At 56.3% G+C, this 13,991-nt stretch carries 12 protein-coding genes and 1 pseudogene; 9 read left to right on the forward strand and 4 right to left on the reverse strand.

The features are described 5' to 3' along the window. Positions 1-88: 88 nt before the first annotated feature. The 5 genes from JQR90_RS00755 (at position 89) to JQR90_RS00775 (ending at position 8,860) form a co-directional block, all read left to right on the forward strand. The gene (locus tag JQR90_RS00755; protein ID WP_312271253.1) at positions 89-961 is read left to right on the forward strand and encodes an alpha/beta fold hydrolase; all 873 of its coding nucleotides are present in this window, start codon (positions 89-91) and stop codon (positions 959-961) included. A 237-nt stretch (positions 962-1,198) separates the two neighbouring features. After that, positions 1,199-3,022, forward strand: a complete 1,824-nt coding sequence (locus JQR90_RS00760) for a cation:proton antiporter (protein WP_434140286.1) — start codon at positions 1,199-1,201, stop codon at positions 3,020-3,022. 193 nt (positions 3,023-3,215) lie between these two features. Next, positions 3,216-6,740, forward strand: a complete 3,525-nt coding sequence (locus tag JQR90_RS00765) for an AAA domain-containing protein (protein WP_010796494.1) — start codon at positions 3,216-3,218, stop codon at positions 6,738-6,740. 59 nt (positions 6,741-6,799) lie between these two features. Next, complete coding sequence (locus tag JQR90_RS00770; protein WP_010796495.1) at positions 6,800-7,405, forward strand: flavin reductase family protein; 606 nt, start codon at positions 6,800-6,802, stop codon at positions 7,403-7,405. Between the two features lie 138 nt (positions 7,406-7,543). After that, a complete protein-coding gene (locus tag JQR90_RS00775; protein WP_404626768.1) occupies positions 7,544-8,860 on the forward strand; it encodes a Na+/H+ antiporter family protein in 1,317 nt (438 codons plus the stop codon). 126 nt (positions 8,861-8,986) lie between these two features. On the opposite strand, the gene JQR90_RS00780 is transcribed toward JQR90_RS00775, so the two are convergent. Both JQR90_RS00780 and JQR90_RS00785 read right to left on the reverse strand, forming a co-directional pair. After that, positions 8,987-9,862: a CAP domain-containing protein gene (locus JQR90_RS00780; protein WP_434140287.1), complete on the reverse strand. Its 876-nt coding sequence runs from the start codon at positions 9,860-9,862 to the stop codon at positions 8,987-8,989. A gap of 156 nt (positions 9,863-10,018) precedes the next feature. Then, positions 10,019-10,579, reverse strand: a complete 561-nt coding sequence (locus JQR90_RS00785) for a histidine phosphatase family protein (RefSeq protein ID WP_074821233.1) — start codon at positions 10,577-10,579, stop codon at positions 10,019-10,021. 643 nt (positions 10,580-11,222) lie between these two features. Here JQR90_RS00785 and JQR90_RS00790 point away from each other — a divergent pair. The 4 genes and pseudogenes from JQR90_RS00790 to JQR90_RS00805 form a co-directional block, all read left to right on the forward strand. Beyond that, entirely contained in the window at positions 11,223-11,390 is a 168-nt protein-coding gene (locus tag JQR90_RS00790) for a general stress protein (protein ID WP_073450083.1), read from the forward strand. A 61-nt stretch (positions 11,391-11,451) separates the two neighbouring features. Beyond that, positions 11,452-11,622, forward strand: coding sequence for a general stress protein (locus tag JQR90_RS00795; protein ID WP_010796500.1), 171 nt, complete (start codon positions 11,452-11,454; stop codon positions 11,620-11,622). Positions 11,623-11,713: 91 nt separating this feature from the next. Next, complete coding sequence (locus tag JQR90_RS00800; RefSeq protein ID WP_010796500.1) at positions 11,714-11,884, forward strand: general stress protein; 171 nt, start codon at positions 11,714-11,716, stop codon at positions 11,882-11,884. A gap of 116 nt (positions 11,885-12,000) precedes the next feature. Next, positions 12,001-12,150, forward strand: a pseudogene (locus tag JQR90_RS00805) (general stress protein); the annotation flags it as partial. A 240-nt stretch (positions 12,151-12,390) separates the two neighbouring features. Here the strand turns inward: JQR90_RS00805 and JQR90_RS00810 are convergent. Beyond that, complete coding sequence (locus JQR90_RS00810) at positions 12,391-13,062, reverse strand: c-type cytochrome (RefSeq protein WP_434140288.1); 672 nt, start codon at positions 13,060-13,062, stop codon at positions 12,391-12,393. A gap of 3 nt (positions 13,063-13,065) precedes the next feature. Then, the gene (locus tag JQR90_RS00815; RefSeq protein WP_404626944.1) at positions 13,066-13,896 is read right to left on the reverse strand and encodes a copper resistance protein B; all 831 of its coding nucleotides are present in this window, start codon (positions 13,894-13,896) and stop codon (positions 13,066-13,068) included. Between the last annotated feature and the right edge of the window lie 95 nt (positions 13,897-13,991).

A 13,991-nucleotide genomic window follows, 5' to 3' on the forward strand; every position in this document is an offset into this window, starting at 1 on the left:
CGTCCACCTTTTTAGGCACCGGCTCTTTTCAACGGGGCCGCTAATCGGTACACCGGATAAACCCGACCTTAACCTGGAGCGCCCACCCATGTTCTCTGGTTTTCAAAAAGCGCAGTGCCATGTCAACGGTGTCGATATTGCCTACCGGATCGGAGGTAGTGGGCCTGGATTGCTCCTGCTGCATGGGCATCCGCAAACACATATTATCTGGCGCAAGGTAGCGCCTGTGCTGGCTGAGCGATTCACCGTTGTGGCGGCGGACCTGCGTGGTTATGGCGATAGCGGCAAGCCGCCTGCTGACCCGCAGCACCTGACGTATGCCAAGCGCACCCTGGCGCAAGACAATATCGAGCTCATGCAAACGTTGGGCTTCGACACATTTGATCTGCTCGCCCATGACCGCGGCGCCCGAGTGGCCCACCGCCTGGCGATGGATCACCCCGCCGCGGTACGGCGAATGATCCTGCTCGATATCGCTCCTACGCTGGCCATGTACAGCCAGACCGACGAAACCTTTGCTCGCGCTTATTGGCACTGGTTTTTCCTGATCCGCCCGGCGCCGTTGCCAGAAACTCTTATCGACGCCGACCCGGATCTCTACCTGCGCAGCGTTATGGGCACTCGCAGCGCAGGCCTTGCGCCGTTCATGGATGGCGCGTTTGAAGAGTATCTGCGCTGCCTCAAATTGCCCGGCACGGCCAGAGGCATCTGCGAAGACTACCGGGCTAGCGCCACGATTGACCTTGAGCACGACCGCGCCGATCGCGCCGCCAATCGAATGCTGACCATGCCCACCCTTGCACTCTGGGGCGCTAACGGCATCGTAGGCAAATGCTTCGACCCGCTTGCAGAGTGGAAAAAGGTAGCCAGCGATGTGCAGGGCAGGGCGCTACCCGGTGGGCATTACTTGCCGGAAGAAGTGCCGGAAGCGTTATTGGATGAGGTAACGGCGTTTTTATAGGCATGAATAAAAAGAAGGGTGTCGGCTCACTCGTCAGGCTGACTGTTTAAGTTTGCATACCTGCAACGCCTCGAGTGATTCGGGGCGTTGTCGTTTCCGGCCTTTATCTCGCAATTCGTGGCAGGCGGGATGCCGACGTAAGGTCAGGAATTGCCGCAAAGGCGCTACGGTCTAGTCATGACAGCCATCTGTGCTGCTCCTCGCTTGATGTTTCCCCCTCGTATTCCAAGGACCGCTATGCACGAACAACAACTCCTGTTCGCTTTTGCCGGTATCGGCATTATTGCCCTGATGTGCCAGTGGCTGGCCTGGCGGCTGCGCTTGCCGGCGATCTTGTTTCTGCTGGTCTGCGGCATCCTCGCTGGCCCGGTCACGGGCTGGCTCGATCCGCAGGCGCTGCTGGGACCCCTCCTGTTTCCTGTCGTCTCGATGGCGGTGGCGCTGATCCTGTTCGAAGGCAGCCTTACGCTGCATCTGTCCGAGTGGCGGGAAATCGGCAGTGTGGTGCATCGGCTGGTGACGGCCGGAGCACTGGTGACGTGGGCGGTCATTACCATTGCCACCCACTATCTGCTCGACTTTGCCTGGGATCTGGCGCTGCTGTTTGGCAGCATGACACTGGTAACCGGCCCAACGGTGATCGTGCCGATGCTAAGGGTGGTGCGCCCTCGGGCGTCGGTGGCCAACATCCTGCGTTGGGAAGGCATCGTCATCGACCCTATTGGCGCGCTGCTGGCGGTAGTGGTGTACAGCTTTGTGGTCGCCCGGGATGCCGGTAGCGGGGTCAGTCAGAGCCTGACGACGTTTGCCGCAGTGATTGTGTGCGGCTGTGTGTTCGGTCTGGCCGGAGGCTGGCTGCTGGGGCAGGTACTGAAGCGGCAGTGGTTGCCGGATTACCTGTACAACCTGGCGAGCCTGGCAGCGGTGTTGGGCGTCTTCATCGTATCCAATCACTTTGTGCATGAGTCGGGTCTCCTGGCGGTTACGCTGATGGGCATGTGCCTGGCGAACATGAAGGATGTCGATGTACGGGAGATCCTGCATTTCAAGGAGAACCTGAGCGTCCTGCTCATTTCCGGGCTGTTCATTCTCCTGGCGGCGCGGCTGGACCTGAATGCCTTGCTGGCGCTAGGACCTGCGGTACTCATCCTGCTGCTGGTAATCCTGTTCGTGGCGCGACCGCTGAACGTGCTGGTCTCGACCTGGGGGTCGACGCTGTCGTGGCGCGAGCGGGTACTGCTGGGCTGGATTGCGCCGCGTGGCATCGTGGCGGCCGCCGTCTCGGCAATCTTTGCGATTCGCCTGACCAGCGAAGGAAATGATGATGCCGCCTTACTGGTGCCGCTCACCTTTGCAGTCATCATCGGCACGGTGGTGCTGCAAAGCGCAACGGCCCGTCCGCTCGCTCGTCTGCTCAAGGTGGCCGAACCCGCGCCGACCGGCTTTCTCATCATCGGTGCCAACCCAGTGGCTCGCGCCTTGGGCAAAGCCCTGCAACAGCTGGGCGTGCACGTCATGTTGACCGATTCGAACTGGGATAACATCAGTAGCGCGCGCATGGATGAGCTGCCCACTTACTTTGGCAATCCGGCGTCTCAGCACGCCGAGGCGCATATGGATCTGGTAGGGATCGGCCGTCTGCTTGGCGTATCTCCCGCGGGCGAACTGAACACCCTCGCCAGCATGCGGTTTCGCCATGAGTTCGGTGCCAACGAGCTGTACACCGTGTACAGCGGCAAGGACAGCCAGCGGAGCGATAAGCATCGCGCGAGTGAAGAGCACCGTGGTCAGGCGCTTGGCAGTCCGGCCCTTACTTATCCACAGCTGGCCGGGCGACTGGCGCGGGGAGACGAGATCCGAACCACGCGGCTAACGGACGGTTTTGGCTGGGCTGACTATCAGGCGCTGCATGAAGGCAAGGCGCTGGTACTGTTCGCCCGCGACCCGCAGGACAAGATCCGTGTCGTCACACCGGACAGCAGCTGGCAGCCCCAGGCAAGCTGGACGGTAGTAGCACTTATTGAACCTGTACAGAAGTTAGCATCAAGCGAGCCAGCATGATGGATAGTTAAACACAGCTCTTAGCTCATTTAGAACTTTTAACCTATAGGTTAGCGAAGAATACTCTGTTGAATAAGTAAACATTTACTCAGCAAAGGGCATTACTTGCTTTGGAACATTGATGGTAGGGTCGGGCAATTATTTACCCGACAATCCGCATGGCAGACGGCCATGCATCGCTCCAAGGTAGGACATGAAAGATAGATCTCGCACCTTCGCCGAATACTGGCGTAACTCTCTCGCTGATGCCGCATTAGGGTGTGGCAGTCTCTCTAAAAATGATTTGAATGCATACACTCGGCTGGATAAAAACATTCTATACGAAGGGCGGTTACCGCTACCCTTGACCGAAAAGCTATTCGAGGAACAGTTGCCTTCGGTAGATAGCCTCAACGTTATCGTGCGGCCACTTTTGTATCAGGTAAAGCTTGAACATGGGAAGCAGCGTAATCGAGGGCTTCCTGAATTTGTTGCACCGATTTTAAGCAAGGCTTGTCTTAGGCGTGACGGACGCCTATATCCGCAAGCCTGTACAGTAATCCCACGTGATTTGCTAGAACCCGTTGAGCAGGGATCGTTTGCGCTGGGGACTATGGACGACCTAGATACATACTTGACGACTTATCCATTCGAGGCCGTGACGGTATTTGTCGAGGATGAAGATGATGAGCAGGCTGTAGCGCGCTATAGGCAAGCGTGGACAAAATATCTTGAAGCTTGCCGGCGATTGCTGGAGAAGGTTGGGCGGGGATTTTCTTCAGACGATACTGGCTTCCTGCCTTTGGATCATGGGCTGCTATTGCCAGAGAATCAGCTCTCTAGTCCGAGCCATAAGCATGTTCTGCCTCTATATGATCACTTGCGCGAGTCGAATCCCGCCGTACCGTTGTTTGATACCTACGCTAACGAAACGGTAAGCGAGCCTGAACCGTGCTTGCCCAAACATGCAGCCTTTTCCGCTCGGTTGGCACATTCTGGAAATACTTTCCCCCTGGCTGAAGCTCAGCGAGATGCGCTGGCGCATTTGTTAGTGGCGCGGCACGGAGACATTCTGGCCGTGAATGGCCCGCCGGGAACAGGTAAGACAACCATGTTGCTGTCGGTTGTCGCGACCCTCTGGGCCCGCGCGGCTTTGGCTGGAGGCGAGCCTCCAGTGATTGTGGCAGCCTCCACCAATAATCAGGCGGTCACTAATGTAATCGATGCCTTTGGTAAGGACTTTGCTGAGGGAGAAGGGCCTCTGGCTGGACGCTGGTTACCCTCGGTAAAGAGTTTTGGCGCTTATTTCCCCGCTATCGGCAAAGAAGGCAAACAAACGGAGCACTATCAGACTCGTGCATTTTTCGAGCGTGTCGAAACGTCCGGATATGCTGACCAAGCTGAAATTGATTATTTGAAGGCAGGACGGATCGCATTTCCAGAGCTGGGTGACGCTGATGTTGGTGTATTGGTAGCGCGACTACGAAAGGAACTGCAAGGTGAGGCCGATAAGTTAATAGCGCTGGAGTCTGCATGGGCAGCTCTGGCACAGGCACGCATGGCAGTACAGGCCGAGCTAGGCGAAAACCCGGTGCAGACCATGGCTCAGCGCCGCGAACAGGCCGCCAAGCTCGAAGCGGCTGTACAACGCTATGCACACCTGTTGCAGCAATGGGAAGCATGGCGAGCTAATGAGTCACTATTTTACGGCTTATTCGCTTGGCTACCGCCAGTAGCCGCAAAGCGACTACGCCGGGCGCGTCTGTTCGTGCATGAGCATTGGCCTAGAGAAAACGAGGAATCGCCTATCTGGACGAGCCTTAACCACATTGAATCTACCGTGCAGACGCGCTTGTCAGATGCCAAACAAGCTGAGCATGTCCAGCGGCAGCGCATATTGAATGCCGAGTTCCTGCAACAAGCCGAGCAGCGTGCTTTAGGGCGCTGGAAAGATGCTCTTGCTGTACTGAATATCTCCAGTTCTGCAGAAACGCTTACCTTGTCAGAAGCTGATGCGCTTGCCGATACGCAGATCCGCTTTCACGCCTTCCGGCTTGCAACGCACTATTGGGAGGGGCGTTGGTTACTTGAAATGCGCGAGCTAGATGTAGAAAAGGAGCGGCGCAGTCAAGGTCCCAAGGCCATGCAGCGCCGCTGGCATCGTCGCATGAAGCTCACGCCGTGTGTGGTGTCAACGTTCTTCATGTTACCCAGCCTCATGGCCGTCAAGCGGCATGTCGCCGACAAGGATTTCCGCACGGACTATCTGTATGACTTTGCCGATCTATTGATCGTGGACGAGGCGGGTCAGGTATTACCTGAAGTAGCTGGTGCGTCATTTGCCCTGGCGAGGCAGGCATTAGTCATTGGCGATACCTTGCAGATCGAGCCTATTTGGTCGGTTCCATCTCGCGTAGATGTTGGCAATTTAATCAGTACTGGACTAATTAACACCGATACTTACGAACAGTTCTACAAACGGCTATCTGACTTAGGTAAGACCGCTGCAAGCGGGAGTGTCATGCGAATCGCACAGCAAGCCACACGTTACCATTACGACCCAAACTTGGCCCGCGGTATGTTCCTGTACGAGCACCGCCGCTGTTATGACGATATTATTCGCTACTGCAACCGGCTCTGTTATCACGACAAGCTAATACCACGGCGAGGCCCCAAAAGCGTTCAGAGTCAGTGGCCTGCCTTGGGCTATCTGCACGTTGACGGGATCTGTCAGCAGGGCCATGGTGGTAGCCGGCAAAACAGGCTGGAAGCTGACACTTTGGCGGCTTGGCTGGTATCACAAAAAGCTGAGCTTGAGAGTATCTATAACAAACCACTGGCTGACATTATTGGCGTAGTCACGCCCTTTAGCGGGCAAGTGGCTGCTATTGCACATGCTTGTGAAAAACATGGTATCGCTGTGGGTGGCAAGGATGGCATGACAGTAGGTACGGTACATTCGCTACAGGGTGCTGAACGCCCCGTCGTTATTTTCTCCGCTGTATATTCCAAGCACGCTGACGGTGGTTTTATCGATCGCAGTCCAAGTATGTTGAACGTAGCGGTTTCGCGAGCCAAGGATAGCTTCCTGGTGTTTGGTGACATGGATGTATTCGAGCTTGTACCCAAAAGCCAGCCACGCGGTCTTTTGGCGCATTACCTTTTCGCCCGAGCTGATAATCGGTTGTCCTTTGAGTATCTACCGCGGCCAGATTTGCGTGGGGCTTCTCACGGGCTGACCGTTCTGCGTGACGCGGTCGAGCATGACGCTTTTTTATTAAAGCTTTTTGATGAGGCCTGCCAGGAAGTCCATCTAGTAACCCCTTGGATAAACCTTGACCGTATTCATGAAATTGGAGCAATGGAGGCTATGCGTTTGGCCGTACAGCGGGGTGTTCGTATTCATGTGTATACGGACCCAGGCTGGGTGACAAAAGCGACCGACCCGGAGGCTAATGCAAAGCAATGGCAACGGTTGGAAAAAACGCGGCATGCGCTTGGACAGGAGGGAGTTGAACTCCTCTTTGTGCACCGTGTGCATAGCAAATCGTTGACTGGTGATGACACCGTGTACTGCAACGGCTCGTTCAACTGGTTCAGTGCCAGTCGCCATGAGCAATACGTTAATCACGAGACGTCGTTTGCTTACCGCGGCCCACAAATGGCGCATGAAATCGAGGCGCTAGTCGAAAGTTTGCGTAAGCGGACTAAGCGGTTCCAACAGGAAAGTAACCGTTGAGTAGGGCTTGATTACAGGAGCAGGCAGCTACATATGATCCACTTTAAAGGAGCCCCTTCATGACCACATCAACCCGCCGCCCCGTTCCTCTCCCCAAGGCCTATCGGCTGCTTAACCATGGGCCGACGGTGCTGGTCAGTGCGGCACACGAAGGCAAGCGCAACATCATGGCGGCGGCCTGGGCGATGGCGATCGATTTCGAGCCGCCCAAGGTGGCGGTTGTCCTGGATAAGTCCACCTGGACGCGGGAGCTGCTGGAGCAGTCCGGCACCTTTGTGCTGAACGTGCCGGTGGTAACGCAGGCGGACATCGCCCAGACCGTGGGAACCACGTCGGGCCGCGAGCTGGATCGGGGCGGAAAGGATAAGTTTGCGCTGTATGGGCTGGAGACCTTTACCGGTGAGCAGGCCGAAGCGCCGCTGCTGGAAGGCTGCGTGGCGTGGCTGGAGTGCCGCCTGCTGCCGGAGCCGCACAATGAGCAGCAGTATGATTTGTTCCTGGGTGAGGTGATTGCTGCCCAGGCCGACGAGCGCGTCTTCAAGGATGGGCACTGGTCATTCGAGGGGCACGATGAGCTGCGCACGCTGCACCATATTGCGGGCGGACATTTCCTGGTGATTGGCGATTCGGTGGTGGGAACGCCGCTGTCCCCCAAACAGGAATAGCCCCGCATTCACCGGCCCGGCAGCCTGTCGGGTCAGCCTTGATGCCTGCACTTCGGCATCCGTTTTTGACTCCATCTACTGCATTACGGCAGAGTACGCGCCTTTTTGGGTAGGCTTGCACTCCGCTGGAGGATGGTAATGAATGCAGTAGTCGCGGCCGTAGGACTCATGTTGGTCCTCAGCCTGTGCCGCGTAAACGTGGTGATCGCCATGGTCGCCAGTGCGCTCGTCGGCGGGATGCTGGGCGGGTTGGGAATGGATGGCACGCTCAAGGCCTTCAATACGGGGCTGGGTTCAGGGGCCACGGTGGCGTTGTCCTACGCCATGTTGGGAGCCTTTGCGGTCGCTATCAGCAAATCCGGGCTGGCACATGCGTTGGCGAGCAAGGTGCTCGTCATGGTCGGTCGCAGCGAGAACAAGGGCGGCGGCATGGTGAAATGGATCTTGATGGCCCTGATCCTGGCGGTTTCCATTTCGTCGCAAAACATCCTGCCGATTCATATTGCGTTTATTCCGTTGCTGATTCCGCCGCTCCTGTATGTGCTGACACGTCTGCAGATCGACCGTCGGCTGATTGCTTGTGTGATGACGTTTGGTCTGGTGACGCCCTACATGTTTCTGCCGGTGGGGTTTGGCACCATCTTCCTGAACGATATCCTGCTGGCCAATGTGGCAAAGGCGGGCGTGGATATCAGTGGTATCAGCATCACGCACGCGATGGCCATTCCGGCGCTGGGGATGGTGTGTGGGCTGGCAATCGCCTCTTTCAGCTATCGCCGCAAGCGTGTCTATGATCTGGCGCGGCTGGAGCAGGCCGAGCATGTCGAGGCGAGCTACAACCCCAAGAGTCTGCTGATGGCGGGTGTGGCGGTTGCGGTCGCCTTTAGCGTACAGCTGTGGCTGGACTCCATGATCATCGGTGCACTGGCTGGCTTTCTGGTGTTTTCGGCCTCCGGCGTTGTGCGGTGGAAGGAGTCGGATGACCTCTTTACCGAAGGCATGAAGATGATGGCGGCTATCGGCTTTATCATGATTACCGCCCAGGGCTTTGCCGAGGTAATGACCGCAACAGGACAGGTGAAGAGCCTGGTGGATGCGTCTGCGGACTGGATTGGCCATAGCAAGGCGGTAGGGGCATTCCTGATGCTGCTGGTAGGCCTTCTGGTCACCATGGGGATTGGTTCGTCGTTCTCGACGGTCCCGATTATTGCCGCGATCTTTGTGCCGCTTAGCGTGCAGCTGGGCTTTAGCCCGCTGGCTATCGTGACCCTGATCGGAACCGCAGGTGCGCTGGGTGACGCGGGTTCGCCGGCGTCTGACTCCACCCTTGGCCCAACCGCTGGCCTCAACGTGGACGGTCAGCACAACCACATCTGGGATACCGTGGTGCCCACCTTTCTGCATTACAACCTGCCGCTGCTGGTGTTCGGCTGGGTTGCCGCGATGGTGTTGTAAGCCTCGCTGCATACAAAAAGCCGCCCTTTCAAGGCGGCTTTTTTGTGGGTTAAGAATGTAGGGCGTAGCGTTTGTTGATGGGTTGAACAACGCGATACCCATCACTCCCACATCCCTGCCCCTTACTCAACGCGGTGTCCCAAACACCTGCGTCCAGTAGATAACCTCGCTGCTCTTGGGATTGACGGCATAAGCCGTACCCATCTGGGTGTAGTCCGGGTTCATGATGTTGCTGCAATGGCCGGGGCTGGCCAGCCAGCCGGAGACGACCTGCTTGGGTGAGCCGGGACCACCGGCAATGTTCTCGCCGATCCGTCGCCATTGATAACCTTGTTGCTGGGCGCGCTTGTCCACCTGACTGCCATCCTTGCCGGCATGGCTGAAGTAATCGAGCGAGGCCATCTCGCGGCTGTGAGCGAGGGCGGCGTTGGCCAGCTTGGCGTCCCAGGTGAGCGGCTTGGCACTCTTGAAGGATTGATTCCCGCAGCGGCGCGGCTTGGCGCGCGCCTCGTTGACCAGCCTGAGGACTTCCTTACCGGCAGACTGCCAGTCGCCGATATTGCCCGACAACACCGGCTGGGCCAGGACGATTTGCCAGCGATTACCCGAATGCGAGACGCCAACCTCGGCGTAATGTGAGTCCAAGAGCGCCTTGCAATAACTCTGGGTCAACACCTGCATGGCAGCTTCCGCCCCGACCGGTGCCGAAATAGCCATGGCTTGCACCTGGGCTGCCTGATAACCCGCCCCGCGCAAGACCTCACGCAGCTGCATGCCCTGTGAAAGACGCACCTGGGCCAATTTTTCGTTGGCGGCCAGTGGACCGGCAGGAGCCGTACGCTGCCCGTTACAGTGTTGTGGCGCAGCACGGTACTGGTTGATCAGGCTGATGAGCTGGCTGCTGTCGCTGGCCTGCGCAAAAGGCATCATGGACAGGTTTGCCAGCAGCGCGGCACCCATCACGGTGGATAAACGAAGCGTGGAGCAGGACGAAGTAGGCATGATAGTCATTGGCAGAACGGCAACCGATAGAAACAGTGGCTGCTCCAGGCTGGAACAGTCATCACCGCGCAGGCATGACGATACGTCAATTTGCCTGTATGGCATTTGAAAAAAGCGATTTTCGTTTAGTCAATCACTGGAGTGTCATGGATTGACTCATGCCTTCCTGTAAACGGTAGGGTGCCAGAAGTCCTTCAGGATCAAGTGAAGCGGTCCGGCCCAGCCCTGTTTACGCAGGTGGTGAGCGATCAGCACGTTCATGATCCCATGGCCCATCAACAGAACCGAGCCATGTTCCTGGGCGAGGGCGATCAGCTTGTCGGCGGCCTGCTTGGCCCGTCGGTTGGACGCAAAGATGGACTCAGTGTGAGTGGATAAGCCTAGAAACCAGGCTGACCGCAGCATCAAACGCCACATTTTTACGGGGAGTTTGGGCCAAGGGAGATCGAACCCAGGCAGGTGTGCCTCAGCAAAGGTTTTATCGCATGTATAAGGACGCTCACCGGCCAGATGATTGAGCGATTGCATGCAGCGTGACAAGGAGCTGCAAACCAACACACCGGCACTGCTCGCCAGCTCGACGAGATCGGCTGGAAGCTTATGGCAGAGTACATCGGCCTTCTGGTAGCCCTCGACCCACTCCATCATCTCTCGGGGTGATAGCCATTTCGTGCCGGAGTGATCGGGTTTGCCATGGCGTACAAGGGTGATTTGCATGAAGTCTCCGCTCCCGCGGGTGAGTCCGTTCAAAGGCAGGCGATACCTGTGAAGCGATATGACGGCTGCGCTCGCGTTTTATTCCGTAGGGGATAAAAAATAGCTGCCCTGAGTGTCGTCGAGTCATGAAATTGAGCATCAGCACCGGAATGCTCAAAAGTCTTCTGACCGGTCAGAGTGGATTGCGTTTGAGTATGTCTTGGGTTACGCATTCGAACTTATTTCGCTCCTGAATGGACATGCAAGTTCGATCGATTCCAGGAAAGCTTTTGAAATATTCCGCTGCTTCAAACGAGTCCGGCCTAACGCCTAACTACATATTTATTTGCATGTAAAAGTACATATTAATGGACGCCAAAACGAAACGGTTACCGCTCCGCTATAAAGCAGACTAGATGCCGCCTTGATGAGTATTGCGTCATTTTGGTGCCAGTCACCTGAAACCTAAAAACACTTATAAATCAGCCGCTTCGCTTGTTCTGAGTGGTAGCTGAACAGCTCCTGTACCGCTCGTCTGCACCTGATCGAGACGGTTAAAAAGTAGGAACTCCCTTCAATAACAACCCTCAGAAATTACGAACGCTGACGGAAAACGGTTAGCGAAACACAAGGCATGACGTCCCAATCCATTAGGAGAAAGACAATGGCAAACAGTAACTCAGGCAACTTTGCAAACGATCGTGAAAAAGCATCTGAAGCTGGAAAGAAAGGTGGTCAGAACAGCGGCGGTAACTTCGCCAATGACCGCGAAAAAGCTTCTGAAGCGGGCCGCAAAGGTGGTCAGAACAGCCACGGCGGTGGTCGTAGCTAATTCCTGAGCCGAACAGGTTTTTACAGTCCGTCCCAATCCGAAAGAAAAGAGGAGCAAGACCATGACTCAGAATTCCAATCCGGGCAACTTTGCCAACGATCGCGAGAAAGCGTCTGAAGCCGGTAAAAAAGGCGGCCAAAACAGTGGCGGTAATTTTGCCAATGATCGTGAAAAGGCTTCCGAAGCAGGCAAGAAAGGTGGTCAGAACAGCCATGGCGGTGGCCGTAGCTGATTGATCACTAAGAGGATGGAGCATGTGACTCCATCCACTCTGAACTGAGATGTTTATCAGTCCAGTCCCAATCCGAAAGAGGAGCAAGACCATGACTCAGAACAGCAATCCAGGCAACTTTGCAAACGATCGTGAAAAAGCGTCCGAAGCCGGCAAGAAAGGCGGACAGAACAGCGGCGGTAATTTCGCCAATGATCGCGAGAAAGCATCCGAAGCAGGTAAGAAAGGCGGTCAGAATAGCCACGGCGGCGGCCGTAGCTAAGTGACCCCAGACAGGCGAAGCCTTGTGCTTCGCTCACCTAGCTGAACTGACACGTTGTATTTCAGTCCAGTCCCAATCCGTATATGAGGAGAAAGACAATGGCAAATAACAACCCAGGCAATTTCGCAAACGATCGTGAGAAAGCATCTGAAGCAGGTCGTAAAGGCGGTCACAACAGCGGCGGTAACTTTGCCAATGACCGTGAAAAGGCTTCCGAAGCTGGCCGCAAAGGCGGTCAGAACAGTCACGGCGGTGGCCGTAGCTAAGTAGCTAAGTAGTATCAGGGGCAGTGGCGTCAAGCCATTGCCCCATTTCTTCATCCGTCCTGTTCTTGGTCGGATTCAGTTTTTACTTTATACAGCCAGTCATGAGCATCCGTACGGCAGCTCTGTATGGCATACCGTCTGCCTCCTGATTTCGTACACACCACTCTGTTTTCAAGGCGCTGTTACCAAGCAGCTTTGAACAGAATTTAAGCCGTTTCGAGTTACCCACATGCCTTTTATTTAATGCACATGGTCTTCGCCATCAGCGTGCTTGTGTATAACTCTGGGTTGGTGAGTGGATGGAGCAATCTTTTCCACAGGCTGATTTTCCTGGGCTTCACGCTCATCCTGTGGATAGCTCAGCGTTCCGTGTGCATGGCGGTCCAGTTGTCCACCGCCGTGAGAATGCCCTTCGCTGGAAGCTACTAATACATGGTACTGCTGGGCATCCAAGGTTGGCAGTTTTTGCAGGAACGCGACAAGTCCCCAGATATAGTCGTCGCTCATGCTTTTGCCCCAAGCCGGCATACCGGTGGCCTTGACGCCATGCTTGATAATCCAGAACGCCTCTGCCGGATCGGTGATTCCCTGCTGGCTGAGGTTGGGAGGAGGCGGATAAAGGCCTTTGCTCAGCTCCGTCTCATTGATTCCGGGTGCAAGATGGCAGGCGGCACACATCGCATCGTAATTACCCGCGCCGCTGCGAATCAGTGCCTTGCTTTCCAGGTTGGGGACCGTAATCCGTTCGGATCGCACTTCAATAGAGCGATCACGCAACATGACGATCAAGCGGTGTACCGGCTCTACGTGAGGCGTATCCGCTCCTATGTTGATCACACCTGAATAGACTGCCACTGCAATGAGCGCCAGAACAGCAAGCGTCAGCAGCAGGGCAGCCTTCAGGATGGTCATGGGTTAGAACCACATACGAACACCGGCTACCAGCCGGGCATCGTGAGTATCTTCGCCTTCTTCTCGAGCATAGGATGCCGTCTGACCATGGGTGTTGTTCCATGACACGCCAACATAGGGTGCAAACTGCGGGGTGATTTCGTAGCGCAAGCGCAGACCGAACTCGGTTTCGGAAATACCGGACCCCGTGCCACGAGCCTCATCGTTCTTGCCGTAGAAGTTGAGCTCGGTATGCGGCTGCAAGATGAGATTGTTGGTCAGCATCATGTCGTACTCGGCCTCTATGCGCAGACCGGTCTGGCTGCCTTCGCCAAGGAAGGCCGTTATTTCCAGATCCAGATCCTTGATGGCTTCGCCCTGGATACCAAACGCTGCCCATGTTTGAGGCGAACCGGGTTTGAAATCCTGCCGGACACCGGCCACCGTTTCCCACCAGGGCGTGATGGCATGTCCCCAGAGTGCCTGAATTTCGGCTTCTTCGGTATGACCGTTGGTACGCTGGCCTTCGGAGCGGAAGTTAAATCGGTTTACATCGCCACCAATCCAACCTTCGGCCTGCCAGTTAAGCGTGCTGCCCTCCTTGGCGTCCTGCCACTCCAATTGGTCGAAGAGCAGGTAGCTGTGGATGGCGCTGTCATGCACCGCATGGCCGGCGAGGGGAGGAAAGGCCGCCTCGCGCATGGCCGCGGTGACAGGCGGGATGGGTGTACGGCTCTGGGATGTGGCCGTGCTGTCTGGAGTAGGGCTGCCGTGCGCCATGCCGTCATGATTCATCGAATGGGAGTCCATGGAGCCGTGCGACATCCGGCTATGGTCCATCTGCCCATGATCCATGCCACCATGCGCGTGTTGCGCCTGGGTGGGATTTCCCGTGGCGCCAGCCTGAGAAGCCGGATCTGCCGCATGGGCTACAGAGATGCTGCCCAATA

Origin of the sequence: Pseudomonas sp. JZ114 (genome assembly GCF_051027705.1) — a bacterium.
Classification (GTDB): Bacteria; Pseudomonadota; Gammaproteobacteria; order Pseudomonadales; family Pseudomonadaceae; genus Chryseomonas; species Chryseomonas luteola.